25 protein-coding genes and 1 tRNA gene are annotated in these 25,368 nt (G+C 65.2%); 14 read left to right on the forward strand and 12 right to left on the reverse strand.

All coding sequences use genetic code 11. From position 1 onward, the window contains the following. Nucleotides 1–30: 30 nt before the first annotated feature. Nucleotides 31–954 carry a LysR family transcriptional regulator gene (locus tag A3M7_RS0140935; RefSeq protein WP_027549092.1) on the reverse strand — a complete coding sequence of 308 codons (924 nt, stop codon included), beginning with the start codon at nucleotides 952–954 and terminating at the stop codon, nucleotides 31–33. Between the two features lie 114 nt (nucleotides 955–1,068). Here A3M7_RS0140935 and A3M7_RS0140940 point away from each other — a divergent pair, with 114 nt between their 5' ends. Genes A3M7_RS0140940 through A3M7_RS0140950 form a run of 3 tightly spaced genes read left to right on the forward strand, consistent with a single transcriptional unit; the run spans nucleotide 1,069 to nucleotide 4,187 of the window. Then, nucleotides 1,069–2,427, forward strand: coding sequence for an MFS transporter (locus A3M7_RS0140940; protein WP_027549093.1), 1,359 nt, complete (start codon nucleotides 1,069–1,071; stop codon nucleotides 2,425–2,427). After that, nucleotides 2,424–2,927 (forward strand): GAF domain-containing protein, encoded by a 504-nt coding sequence (locus A3M7_RS0140945; protein WP_027549094.1) that lies wholly within the window; start codon nucleotides 2,424–2,426, stop codon nucleotides 2,925–2,927. The genes A3M7_RS0140940 and A3M7_RS0140945 overlap by 4 nt, the downstream gene beginning before the upstream one ends. Nucleotides 2,928–2,939: 12 nt before the next feature. Next, nucleotides 2,940–4,187 (forward strand): amidohydrolase family protein, encoded by a 1,248-nt coding sequence (locus tag A3M7_RS0140950; RefSeq protein WP_027549095.1) that lies wholly within the window; start codon nucleotides 2,940–2,942, stop codon nucleotides 4,185–4,187. Nucleotides 4,188–4,249: 62 nt separating this feature from the next. On the opposite strand, the gene A3M7_RS0140955 is transcribed toward A3M7_RS0140950, so the two are convergent. Next, nucleotides 4,250–6,307 carry an ATP-dependent helicase gene (locus A3M7_RS0140955; RefSeq protein WP_027549096.1) on the reverse strand — a complete coding sequence of 686 codons (2,058 nt, stop codon included), beginning with the start codon at nucleotides 6,305–6,307 and terminating at the stop codon, nucleotides 4,250–4,252. A 128-nt stretch (nucleotides 6,308–6,435) separates the two neighbouring features. Here A3M7_RS0140955 and A3M7_RS0140960 point away from each other — a divergent pair, with 128 nt between their 5' ends. Beyond that, on the forward strand, nucleotides 6,436–7,026 hold the full coding sequence (locus A3M7_RS0140960; RefSeq protein ID WP_027549097.1) for a TMEM175 family protein: 591 nt from the start codon (nucleotides 6,436–6,438) through the stop codon (nucleotides 7,024–7,026). 15 nt (nucleotides 7,027–7,041) lie between these two features. Here A3M7_RS0140960 and A3M7_RS0140965 read toward each other — a convergent pair whose 3' ends face one another. Then, entirely contained in the window at nucleotides 7,042–7,416 is a 375-nt protein-coding gene (locus tag A3M7_RS0140965) for a YciI family protein (RefSeq protein WP_027549098.1), read from the reverse strand. 200 nt (nucleotides 7,417–7,616) lie between these two features. On the opposite strand from A3M7_RS0140965, the gene A3M7_RS0140970 reads away from it, so the two are divergent. Beyond that, nucleotides 7,617–7,802 (forward strand): hypothetical protein, encoded by a 186-nt coding sequence (locus tag A3M7_RS0140970; protein ID WP_027549099.1) that lies wholly within the window; start codon nucleotides 7,617–7,619, stop codon nucleotides 7,800–7,802. A 39-nt stretch (nucleotides 7,803–7,841) separates the two neighbouring features. After that, nucleotides 7,842–8,045, forward strand: coding sequence for a hypothetical protein (locus A3M7_RS0140975; protein ID WP_027549100.1), 204 nt, complete (start codon nucleotides 7,842–7,844; stop codon nucleotides 8,043–8,045). 9 nt (nucleotides 8,046–8,054) lie between these two features. Here the strand turns inward: A3M7_RS0140975 and A3M7_RS0140980 are convergent, their stop codons facing one another. Then, on the reverse strand, nucleotides 8,055–8,768 hold the full coding sequence (locus tag A3M7_RS0140980) for an ABC transporter substrate-binding protein (RefSeq protein WP_027549101.1): 714 nt from the start codon (nucleotides 8,766–8,768) through the stop codon (nucleotides 8,055–8,057). A 326-nt stretch (nucleotides 8,769–9,094) separates the two neighbouring features. Between A3M7_RS0140980 and A3M7_RS0140985 the strand changes: the two genes are divergently transcribed. Then, complete coding sequence (locus A3M7_RS0140985) at nucleotides 9,095–11,503, forward strand: ATP-binding protein (protein ID WP_027549102.1); 2,409 nt, start codon at nucleotides 9,095–9,097, stop codon at nucleotides 11,501–11,503. Nucleotides 11,504–11,821: 318 nt separating this feature from the next. After that, nucleotides 11,822–11,895 (forward strand) — tRNA-Gly (locus A3M7_RS0140990). A 146-nt stretch (nucleotides 11,896–12,041) separates the two neighbouring features. Here A3M7_RS0140990 and A3M7_RS45720 read toward each other — a convergent pair. Then, a complete protein-coding gene (locus A3M7_RS45720) occupies nucleotides 12,042–12,545 on the reverse strand; it encodes a MarR family winged helix-turn-helix transcriptional regulator (RefSeq protein WP_049824012.1) in 504 nt (167 codons plus the stop codon). 161 nt (nucleotides 12,546–12,706) lie between these two features. Between A3M7_RS45720 and A3M7_RS0141000 the strand changes: the two genes are divergently transcribed. Genes A3M7_RS0141000 through A3M7_RS0141025 form a run of 6 tightly spaced genes read left to right on the forward strand, consistent with a single transcriptional unit; the run spans nucleotide 12,707 to nucleotide 19,296 of the window. Further along, nucleotides 12,707–13,834 (forward strand): amidohydrolase family protein, encoded by a 1,128-nt coding sequence (locus A3M7_RS0141000; protein WP_245284442.1) that lies wholly within the window; start codon nucleotides 12,707–12,709, stop codon nucleotides 13,832–13,834. Next, nucleotides 13,831–14,934, forward strand: a complete 1,104-nt coding sequence (locus A3M7_RS0141005) for an amidohydrolase family protein (protein ID WP_027549104.1) — start codon at nucleotides 13,831–13,833, stop codon at nucleotides 14,932–14,934. Before A3M7_RS0141000 ends, A3M7_RS0141005 begins: the two co-directional genes overlap by 4 nt. Next, nucleotides 14,934–15,347, forward strand: coding sequence for a Rieske (2Fe-2S) protein (locus tag A3M7_RS0141010; RefSeq protein WP_027549105.1), 414 nt, complete (start codon nucleotides 14,934–14,936; stop codon nucleotides 15,345–15,347). Before A3M7_RS0141005 ends, A3M7_RS0141010 begins: the two co-directional genes overlap by 1 nt. 58 nt (nucleotides 15,348–15,405) lie before the next feature. Beyond that, nucleotides 15,406–16,416: an extracellular solute-binding protein gene (locus A3M7_RS0141015; RefSeq protein WP_027549106.1), complete on the forward strand. Its 1,011-nt coding sequence runs from the start codon at nucleotides 15,406–15,408 to the stop codon at nucleotides 16,414–16,416. A gap of 11 nt (nucleotides 16,417–16,427) precedes the next feature. Next, nucleotides 16,428–18,188 carry an iron ABC transporter permease gene (locus A3M7_RS0141020; RefSeq protein WP_027549107.1) on the forward strand — a complete coding sequence of 587 codons (1,761 nt, stop codon included), beginning with the start codon at nucleotides 16,428–16,430 and terminating at the stop codon, nucleotides 18,186–18,188. 16 nt (nucleotides 18,189–18,204) lie between these two features. Next, the gene (locus A3M7_RS0141025; RefSeq protein ID WP_027549108.1) at nucleotides 18,205–19,296 is read left to right on the forward strand and encodes an ABC transporter ATP-binding protein; all 1,092 of its coding nucleotides are present in this window, start codon (nucleotides 18,205–18,207) and stop codon (nucleotides 19,294–19,296) included. Between the two features lie 6 nt (nucleotides 19,297–19,302). Here the strand turns inward: A3M7_RS0141025 and A3M7_RS0141030 are convergent, their stop codons facing one another. The 7 genes from A3M7_RS0141030 to mdcA are packed head-to-tail and all read right to left on the reverse strand — an operon-like array spanning nucleotide 19,303 to nucleotide 25,326. Next, nucleotides 19,303–20,229 carry an acyltransferase domain-containing protein gene (locus A3M7_RS0141030; RefSeq protein WP_049824013.1) on the reverse strand — a complete coding sequence of 309 codons (927 nt, stop codon included), beginning with the start codon at nucleotides 20,227–20,229 and terminating at the stop codon, nucleotides 19,303–19,305. Beyond that, a complete protein-coding gene (mdcB, locus tag A3M7_RS0141035; RefSeq protein ID WP_027549110.1) occupies nucleotides 20,229–21,077 on the reverse strand; it encodes a triphosphoribosyl-dephospho-CoA synthase MdcB in 849 nt (282 codons plus the stop codon). The genes A3M7_RS0141030 and mdcB overlap by 1 nt, the downstream gene beginning before the upstream one ends. After that, on the reverse strand, nucleotides 21,074–21,721 hold the full coding sequence (gene mdcG / locus A3M7_RS0141040; RefSeq protein ID WP_027549111.1) for a malonate decarboxylase holo-[acyl-carrier-protein] synthase: 648 nt from the start codon (nucleotides 21,719–21,721) through the stop codon (nucleotides 21,074–21,076). Before mdcG ends, mdcB begins: the two co-directional genes overlap by 4 nt. After that, a complete protein-coding gene (mdcE, locus tag A3M7_RS0141045; protein ID WP_027549112.1) occupies nucleotides 21,714–22,454 on the reverse strand; it encodes a biotin-independent malonate decarboxylase subunit gamma in 741 nt (246 codons plus the stop codon). Before mdcE ends, mdcG begins: the two co-directional genes overlap by 8 nt. Beyond that, complete coding sequence (locus A3M7_RS0141050; RefSeq protein ID WP_027549113.1) at nucleotides 22,441–23,355, reverse strand: biotin-independent malonate decarboxylase subunit beta; 915 nt, start codon at nucleotides 23,353–23,355, stop codon at nucleotides 22,441–22,443. Before A3M7_RS0141050 ends, mdcE begins: the two co-directional genes overlap by 14 nt. Then, nucleotides 23,352–23,669, reverse strand: a complete 318-nt coding sequence (gene mdcC / locus A3M7_RS0141055) for a malonate decarboxylase acyl carrier protein (protein WP_027549114.1) — start codon at nucleotides 23,667–23,669, stop codon at nucleotides 23,352–23,354. Before mdcC ends, A3M7_RS0141050 begins: the two co-directional genes overlap by 4 nt. Nucleotides 23,670–23,679: 10 nt before the next feature. Next, nucleotides 23,680–25,326, reverse strand: coding sequence for a malonate decarboxylase subunit alpha (gene mdcA / locus A3M7_RS0141060; RefSeq protein WP_027549115.1), 1,647 nt, complete (start codon nucleotides 25,324–25,326; stop codon nucleotides 23,680–23,682). Nucleotides 25,327–25,368: the final 42 nt, after the last annotated feature.

Below are 25,368 nucleotides of genomic sequence, written 5' to 3' on the forward strand. Positions count from 1 at the left end.
AAAGGCTGAGTTTCCGGTTTTTCACCGGGATCAATCGGACTTGGCGAACATCTCGACCAGGGTCTCGCGCAGCCAGCGCTGCGCCGGCACGGTGTCGTTGCGCTGGTGCCAGAACAGGCTGACGATGCGCGGTGGTGCCTTGAGTGGCAGCGGCATGGCGTGCAGCAACGGCGCGTGCCGGGATTGCGAGCGCAGATCGCTCGGCAGCACGGCGATCAGGTCGGACTGGCGCACGACCTCGTAGGCGGCGCTGTAATGATTGACGGTCGCAACCAGATTGCGCGACAGCCCGCGCGAGGCAAGGAAGAGATCGTAGGACGGCAAGGTCTTGCCCGCGAGACTCACATCGACGTGTCCCGCGTTGAGGAAAGTGCGCGTGCTCAGCCGCTTCATCGCCGCGAGCGGATGGCCGCGCCGCATGAAGCAGGCATAGTCGACGGTCCACAGCGAGCGTGAGCGAATGGCGGCCGGCTGCTGCGCCTCGTTGACATAGACGCTCAGCACGCAGTCGACCCGGTTGTCCTCGAGCTGGTCAGCGATCTCGATGACGGTGTTGGGCACGGTGTGGACGCGTGCCTTGGGCGCGACCTTGCCGAGATGACCGAGGAGGTCCGGCATCACCAGCGAGGAGACGTAGTCCGACATCGACAGGCTGAACTCGGTCTGCGCGCGGCCGGGATCGAACACCTGCTCGTCGAGCGCACCACGCACGCTTTCCAGGGCCTCGCCGATCGGCTCCCACAGCACCACGGCGCGCTGGGTCGGCCGGATCCCGGTGCCGGATCTCACGAACAGGGGATCGCCGAGCGCGTCGCGCAGCCGCGCCAGCGCGTTGCTGACCGCGGGCTGGGTCATCGTCAGCGCGCTCGCGGCGCGCGTGACGCTGCCCTCGGTCATCAGCGCCTCGAAGACTTTCAGGAGGTTGAGGTCGAGCGCACGGAACGACACGAACATTCACCGCAGTGATATATTAGATCATGATTATAAATTATGACGATAATGTCACTTTGTCTATGGTCCCCTGAGGGACACGCGGAGCGCCGGGCCGCCAAGACTGAGGGGACTTTCATGTCGATGATATCGGCGCGCATCGAGCGCCTTCCGTTCGCACGCTTCCACAAGCATCTGCTGCTGATGGGCGGGCTTGGCTACATGTTCGACGCGATGGACGCGGCGGTGCTGGCCTTCATCCTGCCGGTGCTGCGCACGGCGTGGAATCTGTCGAGCGTGCAGATCGGCGTGCTCGGCAGCAGCACCTATATCGGCTTCCTGTTCGGCGCGTTGCTGGCAGGCACGCTGGGCGATTTGATCGGCCGCCGCGCGGTGATGATGTCCGCGCTTGCGCTATATTGCGCGGCGTCCATCGTGAGCGCGATGGTCGATGCATGGCCGTCCTTCTTCGCCGCACGAATCGTCGCCGGCATGGGCACGGGCGCCGAGAGCGCGATCATCGCGCCCTATCTCGCGGAGTTCGTCGCGCGGCGTTACCGCGGCAGCTTCACCGGCGCGCTGGCCGGCTTCTTCTCCTTTGGCTTCGTTGCCGCGGCGCTGCTCGGCTACTTCATCGTGCCCGCCTATGAGAACGGCTGGCGCATGGTGCTGGTTATCACGGCGGTGCCGGTCGTCATGCTGTTGTGGTGGCGTAAGTCGCTGCCGGAATCGCCGCGCTGGCTCGAAAGCCGGGGCAGGGAGAAGGAAGCCGAAGCCGTGCTGGACAGGATCGAGACAGAGTTTGCGCGCCGGGGCCATGTCCTGCCGCAACCCGTCGTCGAAGCCGCCGCGCCGCAGGGAGCAACCGGAACGCTGCTCGCCAATTTCGCCGCGCTCCTCGCAGGCCGGCAGGCGCGCATTACCATCATGACCTGGATCATGTGGCTGGCGATCACCTTCAGCTATTATTCCTTCTTCGTCTGGATCCCCGGTCTGCTGGTCCAGAACGGCATGAGCATCACCAAGAGCTTCGCCTATTCGATCGCGATCTATTGCGCGCAAATTCCCGGCTATTTCAGCGCCGCGTATTTCAACGAGCGTATCGGCCGGCAGGCGACGATTGCGACCTACATGGTGCTCGGCGGCGCCAGCGCGCTCGGGCTCGCCTTCGCGCAGAGCGACCAGCAGATCATGGCGGCGGGAATTTTCCTGTCCTTCTTCATGAACGGCACCTATGCGGGCGTCTATGCCTATACGGCCGAGGTGTTCCCGACGCCGGTCAGGACCACCGGGGCCGGGCTTGCCTCCGCGATCGGCCGCATCGGCGCGATCGTCTCGCCGATCCTGGTCGGCTATCTCTATCCCAATTTCGGCTTCGCCGGCGTGTTCGGCATCACCACCACCGTGCTGCTGCTCGGGGCGGTCACCGTCGTGCTGATGGGCGTGCCGACCCGCGGCCGTTCGCTGGAGGAGATTGCGGCGGGTGAAGTTGCATGACGCGGACCAAACGCCAGGCCGATCCGCTGCTCTGTGCCGTCGCGGCGGCGCAGGGCAGGGTAGATCAGCCGGATGCGCTGTTCGCGGCGCTGGACGAAGCCATGAAGTCGGCGATCGGGCACAAGCTGTTCACGATCCTGACCTATGACGGCGACAGCGGTGAAGCGGCGCGGGTCTATTCCAATCTCCCCGGCCCGTATCCGACCGGCGGCCGCAAGCGCCTGGCACCGGGCCCGTGGACCGAGGCCGTTCTCGATCGCGGCGAGGCCTATATCGGCCGCACGCAGGCCGATCTGCGCGTGGTGTTCTCCGACCATGAGCTGATCGCCTCGCTCGGCTGCGAGAGCGTGCTCAACATGCCCGTGCGCTGGCGCGGGCGTACGCTCGGCTCGCTCAATCTGCTTCATGAGGCAGGCTGGTACGACGAGGACGATGTCGCCGCGTGCCTTCCCTTTGCCCAACTCACCTTGCCGGCACTGCTCGCGCCGGCCCACTTCTGACAGGACGCCGCGATGCCCAGCATCCTCTTCAAGAACGCCGCTCTGCTCGATCCGCTCCAGCCGGACCTGCTGGAGGGACATCACGTGCTGGTCGAAGACAATTTGATCAAGGAGGTCTCGGACCGGCCGCTCCAGGCCACCGCCGACCGGACCATCGATCTGAAGGGCAAGACGCTGATGCCCGGCCTGATCGACCTGCATGTGCATGCGGTGGCGGTCGAGCTCAATCTGGCGCAGCAGGTGCACATGCCGAATGTGCTGGTGACGCTGCGCTCGACGCTGCTGCTGCGCGGCATGCTGCGGCGTGGCTTCACCACGGTCCGCGATGCCGGCGGCGCCGGCCATGCACTGAAGCAGGCGATAGAGACCGGTCTGACCGACGGCCCGCGGCTGTTCGTCTCGGGCCGGGCGCTGAGCCAGACCGGCGGCCACGGCGACATGCGGGCGTGCTCGGATTATCTCGCGAGCGACGCACCGTGTCCCTGCTGCGTGCGGGTCGGCGCGCTGGCGCGCGTTGCCGACGGCGTCGACGGCGTGCGCAGGGCGGCGCGCGAGGAACTCCAGATGGGGGCCGACCAGATCAAGATCATGGCGTCCGGCGGCGTTGCCTCGCCGACCGATCCGGTCGGCGCCTTCGGCTACTCCGAGGACGAGATCCGCGCCATCGTCGAGGAGGCGCGCGGGCGCCAGACCTATGTGCTCGCCCACGCCTACACCGCTGCCGCCATCGCGCGCGCGGTTCGCTGCGGCGTGCGCACCATCGAGCATGGCAATCTCGTGGATGAGCCGACCGCGCGCCTGATGGCCGAGAAGGGGGCCTATGTGGTGCCGACGCTCGTCACCTACGAAGCGCTGGCCAACGAGGGTGCCCAATATGGCCTGCCGCCGGAGAGCGTCGCCAAGATCGCCGATGTCCGCGACGCCGGCCTCCGTTCGCTCGCGATCTACCGCGACGCCGGCGTGAAGATGGGGTTTGGCAGCGATTTGCTCGGGCCGTCCCAGCGTCTCCAGAGCGACGAATTCCGCATCCGCGCCGAGATTCTCGGCCCGCGCGCGGTTATCGCCAGCGCCACGGTGGTCGGCGCCGAAGTGCTCGGCATGGAGGGTAGGCTCGGCCGGATTGCGCCCGAGGCTCTCGCAGACCTGCTGGTGGTCGACGGCAACCCGCTACGCGATGTTGCCTGCCTGCTCGGCCAGGGTGAGCACATCCCGATGGTGATGAAGGCAGGCAAGGTCCAGTTCGACCGGCTGAACGCGTAAAGCGTTTTCGAGCGAAGTGGATACCGGTTCGCGTAAAGAAAACGCGTCAAAACAAGACGCTGCTACCGCCACATCCCGCGCATCCGCGCGCCGATGTCGATCTTGGGCCCTTGCGCCGCGGTGCGTGCCGCGCCTGCGGCCGCCTTCGGCCAGGCCGTGCGCTCGAACAGATAGACCAGCTGCTCCGGGATGAAGCGGGTGCGCGAGGCGTAGACGTGGCGGTCGCCCTTGGCGGCCTGGCCGTGGGTGAAGAAGCGCTGCGGCACGACGAGGTGGAGATCGTCCTTGGCGCGCGTCATCGCGACATAGAGCAGGCGGCGTTCCTCCTCGATCTCGGCGCTGGTGCCGGCGCCGAGGTCGGAGGGCATGCAGCCGTCGACGACATTGAGCACGAACACCGATTTCCACTCCTGGCCCTTGGCGGAGTGGATGGTGGAGAGGATCAGATAGTCCTCGTCGCGCAAGGGAGGCCCGGATTTGTCGCTGGTCGCGTCCGGCGGATCGAGCGTGAGCTCGGTCAGGAACTTCTCGCGCGAGGCGTAGCCGCTCGCGATCTGCTCGAGCTGCATCAGATCGGCGCGGCGCGTCTCGGACTCCTCGTGGATGCGGTCGAGATGCGGCTCGTACCAGAGCCGCACGCGCTCCAGATCCGCCGGCCATTCCGAATAGCGCAGGTTCGCGACGGTGCGGACGAAATCGGTCCAGTCCGCGCCGGTGCGCGGCGGCACCGGTAACTGGCCGAGTGAAGCAAGCGGATCGGTGCTCTCCGCCATCTGGTCCAGCACGCGCTGCGCGGTTGCGGGGCCGATGCCGGGCAACAGATGCAGGATGCGGAAGCCCGCAACGCGGTCGCGCGGGTTTTCGGCGAAGCGCAGCAGCGCCAGCACGTCCTTGACGTGGGCGGCGTCGAGGAATTTCAGGCCGCCGAATTTCACGAACGGGATGTTGCGGCGGGTCAGCTCGATCTCAAGCGGACCCGAATGCGAGGACGTCCGGAACAGCACCGCCTGGTGCTTCAGAAGCGCGCCTTGCTCGCGGTTGGCCAGCACCTCTTCGACGATGTAGCGGGCCTGGTCGGCCTCGTCGCGCACGGTGACGAGTTGCGGCTTTTGCGCGGAGGTGCGGTCGGTCCAGAGGTTCTTGGTGAAGCGCTCGCGCGCGAGGCCGATGACGCCGTTGGCCGCCGCCAGCACGGCCTGCGTCGAGCGGTAATTGCGGTCGAGCGTGATCATCTCGGCGCTGGGCGAGAAGCTTTGCGGAAAGTCCAGGATGTTGCGCACGGTGGCGGCGCGGAACGAATAGATCGACTGCGCGTCGTCGCCGACCACGGTGAGGCCGCGTCCATCGGGCTTCAGCGCCAAGAGGATCGAGGATTGCAGGCGGTTGGTGTCCTGGTATTCGTCGACGAGAACGTGATCGAAGCGTCCGCCGATCTCTTCGGCGATCAGCGCATCGCTCATCATCTGCGACCAGTAGAGCAGCAGGTCGTCGTAATCGAGCACGTGCTGGGCCTGCTTGGCCTCGACATAGGCCGCGAACAGGCCCTTCAGCTCGGCCGCCCAGCCCGCGCACCAGGGGTAGTGCGCCCCTAGCACCTTCTCGATCTCCATCTCGGCGTTGACGCAGCGGGAGTAGATCGACAGGCACGTGCTCTTGGCGGGAAAGCGGCTCTCGGTCTTGGACAGGCCGCGCTCGTGCCGGACCAGATTCATCAGGTCGGCGGAATCCTCGCGGTCGTGGATGGTGAAGGCAGGGTCGACGCCGATCCGCTCGGCATATTCGCGCAGCAGCCGCGCGCCGATGCCGTGGAAGGTGCCGGCCCAGGTCAGCGCATCGCGCATGATCGCGGCGTTGTTCTCCCCGAGCACCTTTCGGGCGATGCGCTCGACCCGGCTGGCCATCTCGGCCGCCGCGCGCCGCGAAAACGTCATCAGCAGGATCCGGCGCGGATCGGCCCCCGCAACGATCAGATGGGCGACGCGATGGGCCAGCGTGTTGGTCTTGCCGGAGCCGGCACCGGCGATGACGAGCAGAGGGGCGCCCACGGTCGTGCCGTCGGCCACACCATGCTCGACGGCGCGGCGCTGCTCCGCATTGAGCGTGTCCAGATATGCTGCCACGAATCGCCCCGGTGAAACCGTGAGATTCGGCGATCTCCTCGCGAATCGCAATGCGGCTGGACGGAATCGGATTTAACACCTAGGGAAAAGACGGCCCTAGGTTCCAGTCCGAGAAGAGCGCGCCCGGCATGACCGAGCTCAAGCCCGACCAGTTCGAGATGCGGCGGCTGGAGTCGCTCAGCAACACCATTTTCGGCGTCGCCATGACGCTTCTGGCCTACGATCTGCCCAAGGCCGCGGTGTTCACCAGCGCCCCCGGCTGGAGCGATCTCGCCCATGTCTATTCCGGCAAGCTCGCCGGCTTCGCGCTCAGCTTCATCATCGCGGGTGTGTTCTGGATCAGCCATCACCGCCGGCTGGCGCGCCAGCCGGTGGGCAGTCGCGGCGCGGTGATCCTCAACCTGTTCTTCCTGCTCTCGATCGTGCTGCTGCCGGTCACCAACGGCCTCTACACCAACTATGCCATGAGCAGCGCTGTCGCCGTGCTCTACGGCCTGAATCTGACCGCGATCGCCGGCCTCAACGCCTGGCTGTGGTGGCTGATCCTGGGCGGCTGGCGCCATGAGATCATGGCCTCGCTGTTTCCGCTGCTCGTGTTCATCCCGGGCACGATCGTGGCGGCGTTTGCGCCGAACGTCGCGCCCTTCGTGTGGTTCATCGCTTTCGGCGGCCTGCTGATCCAGCGCTTCTACAGAGCGCAAACCGAACCGGATGCGTAAGGCGGTAGCTCGCCCTTATGTCGCGCCGAACCCGTCGGACGGCACGTAAAGCTTGACCGGGCGGATTTCGTAGACCGCAGTCGGATTGACCTGACGCAGCCTCCGCGCCGCCGCGATGGCCTCATCGTCCGTGTCGTATTCCACGAGGTGGAAGCCCAGAAGCTGCTCCTTGGTCTCGGCAAACGGGCCGTCCAGCACCACGCCCGCGCCGGGGCCACGCAAGGTGCGGGCCTTTCGGGTCTCGTCCAGACGGGCGGCCGGCCCGAAATGTCCGCTTGCCCTCAAGGGCGCCTGAGCCTCGATGACCTTGGCCACGACTGCCGCGTCCTCCTCGGGTGTCCAGGACAAAATCTCGTCTTCCACGTGATAGGCCAGGATGGCGTAGAGCATCGTCACCTCGTTTTTTTGCTGCGCGCGTCCAAAGGACTTATCACCGCGGCCCGCCCCGACAATCCCCAAGCACAAAATAATGCGTCGTGCGGGCTCGACGAAACCGTCCTGAAACCCGATTGCCACCTTGCGGGGTGAACGCTGCCCAAAGCCGAGGCGACTGATGGCCACAAGATCGCGAAAGGTCATCGGAGGCGGCAATGTCGGGTCACACCATCAAGATCATCTGCGACGCTCGGCGGGCGGCACAATCGGAGCCTGCCGATTTGCACGACCAGAGCGGACATCACCGCTATTACGGCAGCTCGGCCGAGAACGGCGGCGAACGCATCGTCGAGAGCCGCCGGGGAAAACGCCCGCGCGCGGTCAATGTCTGCGGCTTCTGAAGCCTTTTCCAAAGCTTTGGGCGAGACCGGTCTTCGCTGATGGGTGTCCTGCAAATATCGATCGCCGCGCTGCCGTTCCTGGTCGCGTTGGCGAGCCGGAGCAGCAAGGCGATCGCGCCGTGCCTGCTCACCAGCATCTTCACAGTGCTGCTCGGCGAGGAGCCCCACCGGGCGGTCATGGCCTGGTGCGTTGGCGTGCTGATCGCCGCGGTGGCGTTACGCGAACGGCTTCGCGCGACCTGAGCGACGCCGTCACGGCGCGTTGAGGACCCGCTTGACGAGGGCCTCCCGCAGCGCCGCCAGTTCGCCGCTCGCCTCCATCTGCGCGATCACCTTGCCGACCTTCGGCACCAGATCGCGATGACGTTCGTGCAGGTAGTGGTAGATGTGGATGCGCTCGAGCGGCGGGGAGAGCGGGTAGATCCTGGCCTGCAGATTGAGCTTCCTCACCGCGACGAGTCCGCTGAAGAGGTCGGTGACCATCACGTCGAAACGGTCGGCGTCGAGCATCTTGACCATGTTCTCGAGGCTGGTGGTCGCCGTGACGCGAGCCATGTCGCGGGTGCCGGCCTCCGAGGAGCCGACGCCGCGGACGATGCCGATGCTGTAGTCCCTGATCGAATTCCAGCCGGCGACGTCGAAACGCAGTTTCGTCGTGAACACCGCGGGCTCGATGTAGTTGATCGCCGGCGTGACCTGGATCAGCGTGGGGTAGTCTCGCGAGAGCGTTCCGATCCGCTGGATCTCGCCATCGACCTCGCCTGCGCTCGACAGCGCGAGGGCCCGCTTGCCGGGGACGTCCTCGAATTCGAGCCTGATGTTGAGCTTGGCGTAGACGGCCCGCAGCATCTCGCCGCCGACATATTGATCGGGGATGTCGGCGATGCGCGCCAGCCGGATCTGCTCCTGCGCCTGCGTCGGACCGGCTGCAATCAACGACAGGCAGGCGATGGCCATCCGCCACATCACGCGTCTCCTTGGTCGTGCATTGCTACCACTGGATTCGGAGGCTTGCGCGATCTACCGGGAGTGGCGCGCGCCGGCTGCAACGGCCATAACTCGCCCGCCATGCAGGCAACTCCGGACTTTAACCGATGTCATTCTAGCACCCGAGGTGATAGTTTGCGCGAGAATCCTGTTGCTGGGCGCAATATATGACCCCGCCGACCTCAAGCCGCCCACGGGCCGACAGGATCACCACGCAGGTCGCGTGAAGGGAAAGTCTCAACGAACGAATTGCTCGCGGCCGCGACCGGCCGGAGCAGGATGCTGCCATTCCGGGGACGTGGTGCATGGGCAACGCAGGCGACGAGGACTCCAAGCTCAGCCGCGCCGTTGCCCCGGCGGCCGCGAAGCAGGATTTTGGCGGGATCGGCGCTGCGCTTGCGCCGGCGATCGGAGCGTTGCTGTCGCGGATCTTCAACTGGTCGCGCAGCGGCGTCGGGCCGCGCCTCCTGGCCGCCGTGCTGCTGTTCTCCTCGATCGTGACGCTGATGCTGACCGCGCTTCAGCTCTATCTCGACTACGACCGCGAGGTCGGCGTCATCGAGACGCGGCTCGATGAGATCGGCCGCAGCACCACCGGCAGCCTCGGCGAGAGCCTGTGGAATCTCGACCAGAACCAGATCAAGCTCCAGCTCGGCGGCATCCTGCGGCTGCCCGACATCCGCGCCGCCGAGGTGCGCGAGATCGCCGATCGTCCCAATCCGATCCGTGTCGCGGTCGGCGAGCCGAACACCCGTTCGATCGTGACGCGCGACTACCCGCTGAACTACTCCGTGCAGGGGGCCGCGCGCACGATCGGCGTGCTCCATGTCGAGGCGACGCTGAGCGAGGTCTATCGGCAATTGCTGAACCGGGCCCTGGTTATCCTGGCAAGCCAGGCGGCGAAGACGTTCCTCGTCTCGCTGTTCATCATCTACATGTTCCATCTCCTGGTGACGCGGCACCTGGTCGCCATCGCCGACTTCGTCAGCAAGTACAGCCTGGCGCGGCCGCCGCCGCCTTTGCACCTGGAACGCCGGCCGCCCTACGATCCGGACGAACTGGACAAGGTGATCGACGCCTTCAACGCCATGTGCGCCAATCTCGAGCGGGCCTATGGCGAGTTGCGCGAGGCCAATGCGAATCTCGAGCGCGACCTGAAGATCCGCCAGCGCACGGAAGACGACGCGCGCGCGAGCGAGCAGCGCTTCCGCGACTATGCCGAGACCGCGTCCGACTGGTTCTGGGAGACCGGGCCGGATCATCGGTTCACCTACATATCCGAGCGGGCCGGGGCCTTCGGCATGGACCACAAGGCGCTGATCGGCAAGCGCCGCACCGATGCCGCGTTCGACCACGACGCCGAGCCGGAGAAATGGCACGCGCACTTGGCGGTGCTGGACCGCCACGAGCCGTTCCGGAAGTTCGAGTATCGCGGCCGCGACATGACCGGACGCGTGCGCCATTTCAGCGTCAACGGCCAGCCGGTCTTCGCGGCCGACGGACGCTTCATGGGTTATCGCGGCTCCGCCACCGATCTCACCGAGCAGCACGAGACCGAGGAGCGGCTTCGCCAATCCCAGAAGATGGACGCGATCGGCCAGCTCACCGGCGGCGTCGCGCACGACTTCAACAACGTGCTAACCGTCATCACCGGCACCATCGAGATCATCCAGGAAGGGCTTGCGGACCGGCCCCAGTTCGCCGCGATCGCGCAGCTGATCGACGATGCGGCCGCGCGCGGCGCCGAGATCACCTCGCAGCTGCTGACCTTCGCGCGCCGCCAGCCGCTGGAGCCGCGCGAGATCGACGTCAACGCCCTCGTGATTGAGACGGCGAAGCTGCTGAAGCCGATCCTTGGCGAGCACATCGAGATCGTGACCCGGCTCGCGGACGACGCCTGGTCCGCGATGGCGGATCCGTCGCAGCTCTCCTCCGCGATCGTCAATCTCGCCGTCAATGCGCGTGACGCGATGCCGGACGGCGGCAGGCTCACGCTCGAGACCGCGAACCGGGAGCTTGACGGCGTGCTTAGCACCGCCGACGGCGACGTCATGCGCGGCGCCTTCGTGATGATTGCGGTGGCCGATACCGGTCACGGCATTCCGGCCGACATCCGCGAGCGCGTGTTCGAGCCGTTCTTCACCACCAAGGGGGTCGGCCGCGGCACCGGGCTCGGACTGAGCATGGTCTACGGCTTTGCCCGCCAGACCGGCGGCACCGTCGCGATCGAGAGCGAGGAGGGGCAAGGCACGGTGATGCGGCTGTTCCTGCCGCGATCGGAGGGCGAGGCGGCAACCAGGACGGCACCGGCTCAGGCGCCCGCGGCGGCGCGCGGGCACGAGACGATCCTCGTGGTCGAGGACGATCCGCTGGTGCAGGGCTATGTCATCGCCCAGCTCGGCGGCCTCGGCTATCGCACGCTCGTGGCCGGCGACGGCGCAGCCGCCCTCGCGCTGGTCGACCAGGGCGCCAGTTTCGATCTGCTGTTCACGGATATCATCATGCCCGGCGGCATGAACGGGCGGGAGCTGGCCGAAGCCGTCCGGCTTCGGCGGCCGGGGGCGAGGGTGCTCTACACCTCCGGCTATACCGACGACACCATCGTCCACGAAGGACACCTCGATCCCGGCGTGGCGCTGCTTCAGAAGCCATACCGGAAGTCGGAGCTGTCGCAGAAGATTCGCGAGGTGCTCGCGGGCGAGTCGGCCGCGTGAGCGGCATTCGCCCACGAAAAAGGCGCGGCGGGGAGACCCCGTCGCGCCCGATTTCTTGCTCGCTGGTCCAGGGCTGAGAGCGCCCCGATGCCAAGCCTTGTTCAGAGCTTAGCGGGCGATCCCAGCGAGGTGACAGCGCTTGAGATAAGACACTGGATCACCTCCTTTCGTTGGTTTCGGGAGACTCAATATAGGGCGAAATCCCTTCGCCGTTAAGGGGCGGGGCCGGAGGCCGGGAACAAGTCCGCTCGCGAGGCGGGAAAGACCGATCCGGGCCAGTTGAGACCGCCGCTCGGCCGTGTTAGGTGATCGCGAGATGCGGGTGTAGCTCAATGGTAGAGCAGCAGCCTTCCAAGCTGAATACGAGGGTTCGATTCCCTTCACCCGCTCCAAACAATTTCAGTAATTTAGTGCGAATCTTCGGATTTCGTTCCGACAAACCATCCTGAAAACACCGCTGACGGCCGATTTGAATCCGCCCGTTTTCAGTCCGGCGTCGCGATGGATTGGAGCGGACGAAGTCGCGACTGGTCGTGAACTAGCGATCCCAATCGACGCCGGCCAAGGCCTGCGACAACTGCTGAAGCAGCGCTTTCAAATGCTCCCGGTCGGCAGGGCTGAAGCTCTTCAATAGCCGCGTCTCGCGCTCACGCGAGATCTCCAGCAATTTTTCGGACAGCTTCCGTCCTTCGGCCGTCAGCTTGGCGAACGCGGCGCGGCCACGGGTTCGCGTCTGCTCGACCGAAATCAGTTTGCGTTCCTCGAGCAAGACGAGGCTGCGGCTCACGGCCGCCTTGTCCAGATCGGCCGCCCCCGACAACTCACCGACATTGAGCGACTGGGTGCTGTTGAGCACCATCAGTATGCGCCATTCCGTCAGGCTCAGGTCAAAGGCGCTGCGATAATAGGCCGTGGTGCCGCGGAGCAGCCGCGCGCCGATATTTGATACCAGCATTGCAACGTGCTCCTGCGCCAGGATGCCGTAGTGCTGCGGACGTTTCGGCGCCGCATCGTTGACCGTCAGTTGCTTGGTCGAAGGCATCGATGGATTCTCCCGGCAACTCGGCCAACCTAAAATGCCGCGGTTCCCGCCGCATTGATCTACCTCAAATTGCTTGACATGTCATTTATTGATGCATCAACATAAAACCGACGCCGGCACAAGAGCTGACCAAGAACCGGCGACGCATCAGGGTGGTATTCATGGCAGACGGCGAGATGGCCAATGCAAAGGCCCCGGGCAGGTACGCGGGTGCGATCGACTGCGATCTTCATCCGGCCGTGCCTGGCATGAATGTGCTGCTGCCGTATCTCGACGAATATTGGCGCGAAATGGTGTCCGTTCGCGCGCTTGATCGGCTCAATCTCGCTCTCACCAGTTATCCGCAGAACGCGCCGTTGTCGTGCCGTCCCGACTGGAAGCTCGCGGATGGCGAGAAGCCGGGTGCCTCGCTGCAGGCGATGCAGGACCATGTGCTGGACCGCTACCAGCAGCGGTTTGGAATCCTCAACTGCCTCTACGGCGCCCAGGTCATGCATAGCGAGGACATGGCGGCGGTGTTCTGCCGGGCGACCAACGACTGGATTCGCGATGAATGGCTGAGCCGCGATCCCCGGTTGCGCGCTTCCATCGTGATTGCGGCTCATAGCACCGAACACGCCGTCGCCGAGATCGAACGCCGCGCGGACGACATGCGGTTCGTGCAGGTGCTGATGCTGGTATCGGGCGAGGTGACGCTTGGCCGGCGGCAATTGTGGCCGATCTATCGTCTGGCAGAGAAGCTTGGCCTGCCGGTCGGAATTCACGCCGGCAGCGCCTACCGCTATGCGCCGACCGCGGTTGGATGGCCGTCCTATTTCGTCGAAGACTATGTGTCGCAATCGGCCGCCTTCGAGAATCAGTTGCAGAGCATGATCTCCGAAGGCGTGTTCGCCAAATTCCCCGGACTCAAGGTGGTCGCGATCGAATCCGGACTGACCTGGCTGAGCGGCTTTGCCTGGCGCGCCGACAAGACCTGGAAAGGGGTTCGCGCCGAAGTTCCCTGGGTGACGCGCGCGCCATCGGAGATCGTCCGCGAGCACGTTCGCTTCACGGTCCAGCCGATCGACGCAACCGACGAGGCGGCGGCGATCCTGCGACTGATCGATCACCTGCGATCGGACGAGCTGTTCCTGTTCTCGACGGATTATCCGCACTGGCAGTTCGACGGCGATGCGGCGTTACCGGATGGGCTTTCCGCAAGCCTGTTGCGCAAGATCGTCAGTGACAATGCGCTTGCGACCTACCCGCGGCTGGTGAAGGCCGATCGAGCCATGGAGATTGCCGTATGAGCATCGTCGAACTCGAGCGAAGCAGCGCCGCCAGATCCAGGCTTCGGATCATCGATTGCGATATCCATCCGGCGATGACCTCCTGGACCGAGGTTCATCCGTATCTCGCCAAACAATGGATCGACCACCTCTCGGTCTATGGCAGCCATTTGCGCCACGCGTTTTCCGAGGCGCTGTCGCATCCGCGGATGTCGCCGGATGCGGCGCGGGTCGATGCCTATCCCGAGGAGGGCGGTCCGCCGGGCTCAAGCCTCGAGCTGATGCGCGCGCAGCATCTCGATCCCAACGGGGTCGAGACCGGCATGTTGATCCCGCTGCGCTGGAACCCCGGCAGCCAGCGCAATCTGGATTTCGGCGTGGCGCTGACGCAGGCCATGAACACCTGGCAGGTCGAACGCTGGGTGAAGAACGAGCCGCGTCTGCGGGCATCGGTCTTGATCGCGCAGGAGGACACCGGCGCTTCGGTCGCCGAGATCGACGCGCGGGCCGGCGATCCGAACTTCACCCAGATTCTGGTATTGCCGAAGACCGACGAACCCTTCGGCCGCCGCCGCTACTGGCCGATTTTCGAGGCGGCGGTGCGCAGCAATCTGCCGATCGCCATCCATGTCGGCGGCACCAATGGCCATCCTTCCACCGGCGGAGGCTGGGCGTCCTACTACATGGAAGAGCACAATTCGGTGGCGGAAACCATGCAGGCGATCCTGACCAGCCTGGTGTTCGAAGGCGTGTTCGAACGCTTTCCGCAGCTCCGCGTCGTGATCATGGAAGGCGGGCTCGGCTGGATCCCCTCGCTGACCGCGCGCATGGACAAGCACTGGTCGCGCCTGCGCAGCGAGGTGCCGCACCTGACGCGGCCGCCGTCGGAATACATTCGCCGGCAGGTGTGGTTCACGACCCAGCCGATGGAAGAGCCGGGAACTGCCGCGCAACTGCTCGATCTGTTCGACCGGATCGGCTGGGATCGCCTGCTGTTCTCGACCGACTACCCGCATTGGGACTTTGACGATCCGCGCTACGCCTTTCGCGCCAACCTCAGCGAAGCGCAGCGCGACCAGATTCTCTATGGGAACGCGCAGGCGTTCTACGGGCTGCCGTGATGGCGCGGCACGTCGTTGCAACCGTCGATGACATTCCTCCCGGCCAGCGCATGCTGGTGAACGTGGGAGGGCGGGAAATTGGCATCTTCAATGTCGGCGGGGAGTATTTCGCGGTCAGCAACCGGTGTCCGCACGAGGGCGCATCCCTGTGCAAGGGGCGCATCGTCGGCCTGGTGGAATCCAGCGAGCCAGGGTCCTACCAGTTCAGCCGGCGCGGCGAACTGTTACGCTGCCCCTGGCACGGCTGGGAGTTCGACTTAAGGACCGGAAAATCCTGGTGCGAGCCCGATCGCACCAAGGTTCGCAGCTACGACCTCAAGGTGGAACCGGGCGGGGCCCTCGTCGAAGGCGAGCTTCAGGCCGAAACGTTCCCGGTCGTGATCGAGAAGCAATATGTGGTGATCGAAGTCTGACACCTGATCGATGCGGTCGATCGGCAAAATAAGAAACCGCGTGGAGGATGAAGTGTTCTTGAAGCTGAAGAGAATTGCCCTCGCTGCCCTGGCGGCCGGTTTCGCATTGCCGGCATCGGCTCAGGATGCATCCTGGGATTCTGTCGTCGCCGCGGCCAAGAAGGAAGGCAAGGTCGTCGTCTACAACATGGCGCTCGGCGCGCCTTACTTCACAGCGGTCGTCAAATCGTTCGAAAAGGAATATGGCATCGCCGTCGAGAGCCTCGATTTGCGCGCCAGCGAACTGGTCGAACGCATCCGGACCGAGCAATCGGCGGGACGGTATCTTGGCGATGTCGAAATGGTCACCACGACCATGATCGAGGAGCAGCTCAAGAACGGCGACTTCATCCAGAAACTGCCGCCGGTCCCGAATGCCGCGAACCTCCGGCCGCCGTTCAAGGCCACCGAACACAGCGTTCCCGCCTACGTCCAGCCGATGGGAATTTTGATCAACACACGGCTTGTCAAGGGCGACGACGTTCCCAAGAGCTGGAACGATCTGAATTCGCCGAAGTGGAAGGGCAAGCTGCTTTCCGACGACATGCGTCCGCTCGGCAGCGGCAACACCTTGTTCGCGGTGCTCCAGAACAACATGGGCGCCGAGTTCAACGAAAAGCTGGCCGAGCAGAAACCCGTCTTCAGCCGCGATATGCGCAACGACGCTCGCCGCGTCGCCCGGGGGGAATATCCGATCTACATCACGCAGGTGTTCGCCTTTGCCTCCGATCTCAAGGGCCTGCCGGTGAAGGTGATCGTGCCGCAGGAGGGAGCGCCCTATGCCCAGATGGATCTCGCGATCCTGAAGAACGCCCCGCATGCCAATGCGGCACGCCTCTTCATGCAGCATTTCCTCAACCTCGACTCCCAGGCGCTTTACGCCAACGCCTGGATGCTTCCGGTCGTGAAGGGCGCGGCCGAGCGCGCCGATCCTGACGCGCAGCCTTATGCCAACGCCAGGCTGATGGGCATGGCGAAATTGTCCGAACGGCCGGACATGATGTCGCTGGCCAAGAAACTTTACCCCTGAGGCGCTGGCAGATGGCTCTTTCGGCCGACGACCGCATAGCCGATATCGTAACAGCGCGGTCGCGGCTACCTCACGCGCGGCGATTCCTGAACGGCGCGCCGGCCAGCCGCGTCGTCGGGCTGATGCTGCTTGCGCTCGTTCTCGCCTTTCTGTCGGTCTACCCGCTGTCGATGCTGCTCTATGGCAGCCTGCATTCGACGCCGCCGGGCGTTGCCGGCGTCTTCACGCTCGACGGCTACCGCGACATCGTTTCGCAGCAAAATCTGCTCACGCTGCTCAATACCGTCGGCATCGCGCTGGCCAAGACGATCCCGTCGCTGATCCTGGCCGTCCTGCTCGCCTGGATTCTGGCGAGGACTGACACGCCGTTTCGCGGAACGCTGGAGGTACTGGTCACGCTGCCGTTCTTCATTCCGCCGATCCTCACCGCGATGGCCTGGGGCATGCTGGGCAATCCGCAGGTCGGACTGTTGAACCAGCTCTACCAGTGGATCACCGGATCGACCGCGTCGCCGATCAACGTCTATTCCTATGGCGGCGTCGTCTGGCACATGATGCAATATTCGGTGCCGTTTCTCTTCCTGCTGATCGTCGACGCCTTTCGGGCGATGGACCCGAGCCTTGAGGAAGCCGCGCGGATGTGCGGCGCCTCCCGATTGCGGACCTTCTACACCGTCACGCTTCAACTGATGCTGCCGGCGCTGACCGGGGCCGCGATCCTCAGCTTCATCAGGGGAATCGAGAATTTCGAATCACCGCTGTTCTTCGGCTCGCCTGCCGGCATCCACGTCATCACGACGGATATCTACGACTCCATCAACCAGCGCTCGCCACCGCAATACCAATATGCCACCGCGATAAGCTTCGTGATCATGGCGCTGATGTTCCTGATCATCTTGATGCAGTGGCGCATCCTGCGCGGCCGCAGTTTCCAGACCGTGACGGGGAAGGGCTATTCGCCCGCGGTCATGAAGCTCGGCAGATGGCGCTGGGCGACGTTCGCCTTTTGCGCGCTGTTCTTCGCCGTCACGGTGGTGCTGCCGGTGAGCCAGCTCCTGATCGGATCCTTCTTCAAATTCTTCGGCTTCTACGAATGGGAGATGCTGACGCTCGAGCATTATCAGGCGGTCGCTGGCAGCAGTGAGTTCTGGCGGGCCTTTGGCAATACCATGCTGTTGGGTTTTGTCGGCGCTACGCTGACCATGCTGCTCGGCGGTATCGTCGCCTATGTCTCGGTCAGGACCAAATGGCGCGGACGTCGTCTGATCGACGCAATGGCGTGGTTGCCCTGGATGATGCCGGGCATTGTGCTGGGCGTGGGCTTCCTGTGGGGATTCGCGCTGCTGCCTCATGCCATTCCGATCTATGGGACGATCTGGGCACTGCTGCTCGCCTACATCTCGCTGGGAACGCCGCTCTCGGTGCGCGTCATGTCCAGCGCCTACGGTCAGCTGTCCTACGACCTCGAGGAATGCTCGCGCGTGCACGGGGCGGGCTGGCTGCAGACGATGTGGCGCATCATGATCGCGCTGGTCTGGCCCTCCTTTGCGGTGGGCTGGGTCCTGATCTTCTTCGGAATCATGCGCGAGTTGAGCGCCTCGGTGTTGCTCTACTCCGTTGGCTCGGAAGTTCTGTCGGTCGTGCTCCTGAAACTCTGGGCCAACGGCAGCGCGGAACAGGTGAGCGTGATCGGTCTCATCATGATGGCCATGGTGATCGTTTTCAGATGGGTGCAGCTCCGCGTCATCAAGCGATGGATTGGCGCCTTGTGACTGGATTGGGTGTCTGATGTCAAATGTCGTCCTGGAGAAAGTCAGCCGGAAGTTCGGCGAGTTCGCGGCCGTGAACGAGATCGATCTTCGCGTCGCTGAAGGCGAGTTCGTGACGCTGCTCGGGCCGTCCGGCTGCGGCAAGACAACCACTTTGCGGATGGTCGCAGGCCTTGAACAGAATACCAGTGGCCGGATCAGCCTCGGGAACGAGGTGGTCAGCGATGCGGCTTCGGGCGTGTTCGTTCCATCGGAGCGGCGACGCCTCGGTATGGTTTTCCAGTCCTACGCGATCTGGCCGCATATGACGGTTTTCGAGAACGTTGCATATCCATTGCGGGTGCGCCGTCGTCCCTTGGCCGAAATCCGGGATCTGGTTTCAAAGGCGCTGCGTCTCGTCGAAATGGAAGGCTTCTCCGAGCGCCCTGCGCCGGCTCTGTCGGGCGGTCAGCAGCAACGCGTAGCCATTGCGCGGGCGCTGGTGTTCGAGCCGAAGGTGCTTCTTCTCGACGAGCCGCTGAGTAATCTCGACGCCAAGTTGCGGTTGCAGATGGGCGACGAGTTCCGTGCGATCCAGCGACGGCTCGGCATGACGACCCTGTATGTCACGCATGATCAGTCGGAGGCGATGGCGCTGTCTGACCGCGTGGTCGTGATGGATCGGGGACGAATCCAGCAGGTTGGTGCCCCCGAGGACATTTATCGCTACCCGGCCAATCGCACGGTCGCTGGATTCTTCGGCAACCCGAATCTCCTTGACGCCAGTGTGGAGGCATGCGCGCGCCTGGAGGGCGGTCGGGTTCAGCTTGATGTCGTCGGGCACGGTTGGCAGGGCCGATGCGAGGCTGCAACCGAAGTGCCGCCGGGACATACCGTCACGGTCATGGTGCGTCCGGAAGACATCAGGATTGCGCCCGCCGGCACCGACAAGGATGGGCTGCGATGGTCGGGCCGGATCGCCCACACGATCTTCCGTGGCCCGACAAGGTCGATCGTGGTGGAGATCGAGGACGGTCGCCTCAATGTCGATGCTCCCGCCTTTGGCGGCTATTCGGTCGGCGACAATGTGACGGTGGTCGTTCCTCGACACGCGGCTTGGGCCGTCGGGTAATCATGTTCAAGACGGGCGCGATTTTAACCAATCTCGCAAACCACCTATCGTGCGAAATCCGTCCGCCGCGTAGCAGCGGACGGAGGGAAGGAAAGCCTGCATCATCTCGGCGAGGGCGTGTCCTGGACCGAGATCCAGCACCCTGCTGACGCCGAGTTCGGCAAGCGCTTCCAGCGTTGCCGACCAGTCGATCGGGCGCGCCACCTGGCAGGCGAGCTTTGCTGTTGCATTGCTGGCAGAGAAGATGCGCTCGCCGTCGCCTCCGGCGAGCAAGACTCGCTGATTTGCAATAGCGGAGCGTGTGCTGGCGTCGAGCGCCAGTTGAAAGGGGCGGCAGGCCTGTTCGAGCTGCCGCGTGTGCGACGCGATCCTCACGGCGAGAAGACCTGTGCGCGTGGCGCCTTGTCCGGTCGCTTCCTGGCAGAGGTCGATCACGTCCTGCTCGGCACCTCCGACGACAACGAGACGATCGGGGTTCCTGATTGCGATCTCGCAGCGATGCTTTCCGAGCAGGCGTTCGAGCGCAGCCGGCTCGAGCCCGCGGACATAGCCGAGCCGGCCGTCGGGTCCGGCGACGCTGTCCATCAGGCGCGCGCGAACAGCCGTCAGTCGCAAGGCTTCATCGGCGGGCCATATCCCTGCAATGCTCCAGGCGGTCATCTCGCCGACGCTGTAGCCGGTGACGGCCGTAGGTTCGGTCAGGAGATCGGCAATGCAGGCATGGATCGCGAGCGTCGATGTGACGGTCAGGATCTGGCTGACATGGTTGGCGGACAGCTCGTCTGCGCTGTGCGTCCGGACGAACTCCCGTGGATCCTCGCCGAGACACGCGGTCGCCGCGGTGAAAACGGACTCTGCGGCAGGCTGATCGGCGGCCAGATCGAAGATCTTGTCCGAGAGGGTGCCTTGTCCACCGCAGAGCAGGGCGAGCATCAGGGGTCCAGCCGATCGACGAAGAGGGCCATGGCCAGCAGATCCGCCGAACCGCCGGGACTGAGATTGCGCGCCACGAATGCTTGATGAATCTCGATGGCTCGCTCGCGCCAGCCGCGACCTCCGACGCCTCCGGCGGCAAGAAATGCGGATGCGCTGGCCTGCGCGAAGTGCAATCCATCCTCTCCGCCGCGATGCAGGAGGTTGGTGTCGGTGACATCAGCGATGAGCGTCATGCAGGTCTGAACGCGGACTGCTTCCTCATCGCAAGGCGCGAGCTTTCGTGCAGCATGCAGGGCGTGCAGGGCGATCTCGTAGACCGATGGGAAGCCGCACGCCGCTTCCGCCCTGGCGCCGCCGGCACCGTAACGCCGCGAGGCCATGGCGCCGTGGCTGCGCAAGGAAATGGGACCCGACAGGATGTCTTCGCCCCAGCGCTGCGACACCAGATCGCCGAGCGATTTGCGAATGCCGAGCGCACCGCGATATCCGGCCGCGGCGCAGAGCAGACCCAGTCCGAAGATCGCGCCGCGATGCGTGTTGACGCCTCCGGTTTCCGCGAGCATGGCGCGCTCTGCGGCGACCCCGATCGCGCGCAGGCGGCTCATGCCGGCGCCCTCGGCTCCGGCAAGCGCCAGATCGCGGAGGAATGGCCTCAAGGTGTCGGCGCTGCGGCACAAGAGCTCGGCGTCCATGTCGCTGTGCGCGCCATTGTCGACATGGCTGACGAGCCCCGGTTTCGGATGGGTTTCGACTTCGAGCTTCAGGCAAAGCGATGCCAGATCACCGAGCTGCTCCGCATCGAGCGCGTTGGCAGGTGTCGATTGCCATCTCAGCGCGACGTTCACGACAGATTCCCCGACAGAAATGCGGCGCGCGTCGTGCTGATGACGCCGGCGGGGCCTTTCACGAGGACTTCATCCTCGTCAGCTCCGATGAGCTCGCGCCATTGGACCCCTCCCGCGCGACCAACGATCTCGCCGTCCAGCCGCATCGGCGCCTGCTTCGCGATCCGGCCGATGTCCGACGGCAGAGTGCCGGCGTGCCTTGCCGGCGACAGCGGCCAGAGCAGATCGAGGTCCGAACTGTCGGAAAGATAGGGCAGGCCGGTGAGGTGCTGCCAGGCCAGGCTGCCGAAGGTGCGGGTCTCCGGCAGAAGCTGGAGCAGCAGGCCGATCGTCTCCTGCCAGTGTGCAGGCGCCGCGGCGGCCGCATCGGCCAAGGTTGGCGGCGCAGCGGATGCGATGATGTCGGCGGGCGCGAGCGCGAGCGCGATGCGCCGCTTGCCGTGGCTGGGCGGCAGCGGCAGGCCGAGCGGAATCATGCCGGCGGCATCGCTGCACGCCGGCCGGCGAACGATGAGGGGGCGGTCGGCGCGCGCCCAGCCGTCGATGATCGGTTCGCGGGCGAGTTCGGGATGGCGGCTCATCACGACAGCCCATCCGGCTGCTGAAGCCTTCACCATGGTGTGACGTGCGAGCGCTTCAGCCATGTTGCGCTCCCTGCTGCGCGACTGCGGCGAGCGCGACGACCCGATCGGCGATCTCGGCCGCCTTCCGGCGTCCGCCACGCTCTGCACCTAGCCGGCCACGATCATCCTGTCCTGCAGGCCGCTCCAGCACGGCCGCAAGCTGCGGCGCCAGGGGCGAGGTTTCATCCCAGACGACGTGAATGCCGCCGGTCTGCACCATGTTGTCGAGCCCGGGCGCGAAAACGGGCGTCGCTTCCGCCTTGGCCTTCAGCACGTCGATCGAAAGCTTGGTGACCCGCGCCATCGACGGCAGATCCATCACGGCGGGATGCGCGCCGGGGAGTGCCACCAGCGTGCCGGTGGCAAGAGCGGTGGCGATGAACGCGCCGGCCGCGCTGCCGCCATAGAGCAGGCCGACGGTGCGATGTCCCTCGGCTTCCGCCAGCAGCAGGGCTTTGGCGAGATGCGACAGATACTCGTTGAGGCCCAGCAGCTCGTCGCGCTTGCTCATGCGCTGGCTGGCGGAATCCACCAGGACCAGGATCGGCGCACGATCGCCTGACTTGACGATATCGATCACGCGCCCCGCGAGCACAATGGCTTCGTTCGCGCCGAGAGGCCGTCCTCGCGTGATGCCGAGTAGGTGGATCAGTCCTCCGTCAGGCAGGGTCGCCCTTCCCGCAACTATTGAGCCGATGGCCTCGATGTCGTGGCCGTTCGGGAACAGGCCGGCCAGAATGTCATCGAGCGTCATCGGCGTTCTCCCTTGTCTTTGCCGCGCGCAGAAACGCGTCGGTCGGAAGCGCGGGGATCTCGGTCGGCGCGTCGATACCAAGCGTCTGCCAGATATCGACAGCGTCCTCGGCTTCGCCGAAACGCTGCAGCCGGCGCTCCAGGCGATTCTGCTCGGCTTCGAGAACGGTGGTATCGCAGCCACGCTTGATCTTGAGCGCGTCGATCGCCGCCTGGCGAAACGCCAGCGCCTCGTCGTCGACGAACATGTCGGCGCCGCCGATGAGATAGCGGTGCTTGCCGCCCATGGTGCGCCACACCAGCGCGCGGTCGCGCGAGTCGAACTCCTCGATGCCTCTGTTGGTCTCGATCACCTCGGGGCCGCTGACGCTGATCCGCCCCTGCTCGGACACGATCAGGCGCGAGCAGGTGCCTGCGATCAGGCTGCCGCCGCCGTAGCATCCGGCGCGGCCGCCGATCAGTCCGACGACGCTGACGCCCGCACGCCGCACCTCGATCACCGCGCGCATGATTTCTGCGATCGCGAGCTCGCCGGCATTGGCTTCCTGAAGCCGCACGCCGCCGGTGTCGAACAGGATCAGCACGTCCTGATGATGCGCACGAGCCGCGAGCAACAGTCCCGTGAGCTTGGCGCCGTGGACTTCACCGAAGGCGCCGCCCATGAAGCGCCCCTCCTGGGCGGCGATGAACACCGGCGTGCCGTCCAGGCGGCCATGCCCGATGACGATGCCGTCGTCGAACTGTTCCGGCAGGTCGAAGATCGAAAGATGCGGGCTGATCTCGCGCAGTTCGGGGCCGATGTATTCGCAAAAGCTGCCGGCATCGACCAGCGCGTCGATGCGTTGCCGGGCGCTCGCCTCGTACCAGCTCAGCGAAGCCGTGTTGGCTGCCACCTGTGTCATCGTTCCGGCTCCTCGATCTTGCGGACGCCTTGCGCAAGACGCAGCGCGACCGTGTCCGGGCGGGCTCCGCCGTCATTGATGGAGATGCGCAGGCCGCCGGCAGGGCGGCGGGCGACGAAGTCGCGGACCACGGCGTCCCACACTGCGCCGAAGCCGTGGGCTGCGGTTGCGATCTCGATCGTGCATGTGTCGGCTGGCGAGGTGCGTTCCAGCAGGACCTCGAGATTGCCGGAGGCGACGACACCGACGATCGCCTGCGTGCGGGAGCCGCCGGCGGATCTGGCTGCGGTCAGTCTGAAGCTGAGCTTTTCCATGCAAAACTCCTCACCAGTTGCGGAAGCGGCTGGGCGGACGATAGAGGCCGCCGGAGGCCAGCATGAGGTCCTTGATCGAGCGTGCCGCCAGCAGGCGGCGGTCGGCATCGAGCGGATCGATGCCGAGATCCTCGGGACGCCGGATCACGCCGCGTTGCCTGAGCTGCTCGACCAGCTTAGCATCGCGCGCGCGCCCGATGTCGGTGTAACCGGCGACGCCGCGGATCGCCTGCTCGCGCTCGTCCTTGCTGCGGCACATCAGGAGGTTGGCGATGCCTTCCTCGGTGACGATGTGGGTCACGTCGTCCGAGTAGACCATTACCGGCGCGAGATCGAGCTTGAGCTCGCGCGCCAGCTCGAGCGCATCCAGCCGCTCGACGAAGAGCGGAGCATTGCGCTCGCCGAAGGTCTCGCCGATCTGCACCACGAGCTTGCGGCCGCGGCGCAGGGCGGGGGCGGCATCGGGCGCTGCCTCGGCACCGGCCTTGAGCCAGGGTTCGCTCGGGTGGCGGCGGCCGCGCGGATCGGATCCCATGTTGGGCGCGCCGCCGAACCCCGCGATGCGGCTCGTCGTCACCGTCGAGCTGTGGCCCTCGAGATCGATCTGGAGTGTCGATCCGATGAACATGTCGCAGGCATAGAGGCCGGCCGTCTGGCAGAAGGCGCGATTGGACCGCAGCGAGCCGTCGGGCCCCGTGAAGAAGATGTCGGAGCGCGCGGCGACATAGTCCTCCATGCCGACCTCCGAGCCGAAGCAATGGATCTGGTCGACCCAGCCGGATTCGATCGCCGGAATCAGCGTCGGATGCGGATTGAGCGCGAAATGCGTGCAGACCTTGCCCTTGAGGCCGAGCTTCTCGCCATAGGTCGGCAGCAACAGCTCGATCGCGGCGGTGTTGAAGCCGATGCCGTGATTGAGCCGGCGCACGCCATAGGGCGCATAGATGCCCTTGATGGCGAGCATCGCCGTCAGGATCTGGGTCTCGGTGATGGCGGCGGGGTCGCGGGTGAAGAGCGGTTCGACATAGAAGGGACGGCCGGCTTCGACCACGAAATGCACGAGGTCGCCGGGAATATCGACGCGCGGCACCTTGTCGACGATCTCGGTGACCTGCGCCACGACGAGGCCGTTCTTGTAACTCGTCGCCTCGACGACGGTCGGCGTGTCTTCGGTGTTCGGGCCTGTATAGAGATTGCCGTCCTTGTCGGCACTCACTGCGGCGATCAGGGCGACGTTCGGCGTGAGATCGATGAAGTAGCGGGCGAACAGCTCGAGATAGGTATGGACCGCGCCGAGCTCGATCTTGCGGCCAAACAGCATGCGCGCAATGCGCGCCGATTGCGGGCCCGAATAGGAGAAGTCGAGCCGCCGCGCGATGCCTTTCTCGAAGATGTCGAGATGGGCGGGCAGGACCACGCCGGACTGGACCATGTGCAGGTCGCTGATCTCAGCGGGGTCGAGGTTGGCGAGCGCCGCGGCGAGGAGGTCGGCCTGCTTCTGATTGTCGCCCTCGAGGCACACCCGGTCGCCTGATCGGATCACGGCCGCGAGAAACGCGGGCAGGCTCGGGAGCGGAACGATCTTCCCCTTCGCGTGCCGCCGGCCGGCCGTCAGGCGCTCTCCCAGAGCGGCCTTTTGCATACCCCAATTACTCATCTCGGCTCCTTGGCATGCGAGGTTGCCTTCATTGGCGTCGAA

Origin of the sequence: Bradyrhizobium sp. WSM2254 (assembly GCF_000472645.1) — a bacterium.
In the GTDB taxonomy this organism is placed as follows: domain Bacteria; phylum Pseudomonadota; class Alphaproteobacteria; order Rhizobiales; family Xanthobacteraceae; genus Bradyrhizobium; species Bradyrhizobium niftali.

What these genes read in the sequence shown, in the direction of transcription:
- A3M7_RS0140935 (WP_027549092.1), bottom strand. Translation starts at nt 954, where the DNA reads ATGTTCGTGTCGTTCCGTGCGCTCGACCTCAACCTCCTGAAAGTCTTC.
- A3M7_RS0140940 (WP_027549093.1), top strand. Translation starts at nt 1,069, where the DNA reads ATGTCGATGATATCGGCGCGCATCGAGCGCCTTCCGTTCGCACGCTTC.
- A3M7_RS0140945 (WP_027549094.1), top strand. Translation starts at nt 2,424, where the DNA reads ATGACGCGGACCAAACGCCAGGCCGATCCGCTGCTCTGTGCCGTCGCG.
- A3M7_RS0140950 (WP_027549095.1), top strand. Translation starts at nt 2,940, where the DNA reads ATGCCCAGCATCCTCTTCAAGAACGCCGCTCTGCTCGATCCGCTCCAG.
- A3M7_RS0140960 (WP_027549097.1), top strand. Translation starts at nt 6,436, where the DNA reads ATGACCGAGCTCAAGCCCGACCAGTTCGAGATGCGGCGGCTGGAGTCG.
- A3M7_RS0140965 (WP_027549098.1), bottom strand. Translation starts at nt 7,416, where the DNA reads ATGCTCTACGCCATCCTGGCCTATCACGTGGAAGACGAGATTTTGTCC.
- A3M7_RS0140970 (WP_027549099.1), top strand. Translation starts at nt 7,617, where the DNA reads ATGTCGGGTCACACCATCAAGATCATCTGCGACGCTCGGCGGGCGGCA.
- A3M7_RS0140975 (WP_027549100.1), top strand. Translation starts at nt 7,842, where the DNA reads ATGGGTGTCCTGCAAATATCGATCGCCGCGCTGCCGTTCCTGGTCGCG.
- A3M7_RS0140980 (WP_027549101.1), bottom strand. Translation starts at nt 8,768, where the DNA reads ATGTGGCGGATGGCCATCGCCTGCCTGTCGTTGATTGCAGCCGGTCCG.
- A3M7_RS0140985 (WP_027549102.1), top strand. Translation starts at nt 9,095, where the DNA reads ATGGGCAACGCAGGCGACGAGGACTCCAAGCTCAGCCGCGCCGTTGCC.
- A3M7_RS45720 (WP_049824012.1), bottom strand. Translation starts at nt 12,545, where the DNA reads ATGCCTTCGACCAAGCAACTGACGGTCAACGATGCGGCGCCGAAACGT.
- A3M7_RS0141000 (WP_245284442.1), top strand. Translation starts at nt 12,707, where the DNA reads ATGGCAGACGGCGAGATGGCCAATGCAAAGGCCCCGGGCAGGTACGCG.
- A3M7_RS0141005 (WP_027549104.1), top strand. Translation starts at nt 13,831, where the DNA reads ATGAGCATCGTCGAACTCGAGCGAAGCAGCGCCGCCAGATCCAGGCTT.
- A3M7_RS0141010 (WP_027549105.1), top strand. Translation starts at nt 14,934, where the DNA reads ATGGCGCGGCACGTCGTTGCAACCGTCGATGACATTCCTCCCGGCCAG.
- A3M7_RS0141020 (WP_027549107.1), top strand. Translation starts at nt 16,428, where the DNA reads ATGGCTCTTTCGGCCGACGACCGCATAGCCGATATCGTAACAGCGCGG.
- A3M7_RS0141025 (WP_027549108.1), top strand. Translation starts at nt 18,205, where the DNA reads ATGTCAAATGTCGTCCTGGAGAAAGTCAGCCGGAAGTTCGGCGAGTTC.
- A3M7_RS0141030 (WP_049824013.1), bottom strand. Translation starts at nt 20,229, where the DNA reads ATGCTCGCCCTGCTCTGCGGTGGACAAGGCACCCTCTCGGACAAGATC.
- mdcG (WP_027549111.1), bottom strand. Translation starts at nt 21,721, where the DNA reads ATGGCTGAAGCGCTCGCACGTCACACCATGGTGAAGGCTTCAGCAGCC.
- mdcE (WP_027549112.1), bottom strand. Translation starts at nt 22,454, where the DNA reads ATGACGCTCGATGACATTCTGGCCGGCCTGTTCCCGAACGGCCACGAC.
- A3M7_RS0141050 (WP_027549113.1), bottom strand. Translation starts at nt 23,355, where the DNA reads ATGACACAGGTGGCAGCCAACACGGCTTCGCTGAGCTGGTACGAGGCG.
- mdcC (WP_027549114.1), bottom strand. Translation starts at nt 23,669, where the DNA reads ATGGAAAAGCTCAGCTTCAGACTGACCGCAGCCAGATCCGCCGGCGGC.
- mdcA (WP_027549115.1), bottom strand. Translation starts at nt 25,326, where the DNA reads ATGAGTAATTGGGGTATGCAAAAGGCCGCTCTGGGAGAGCGCCTGACG.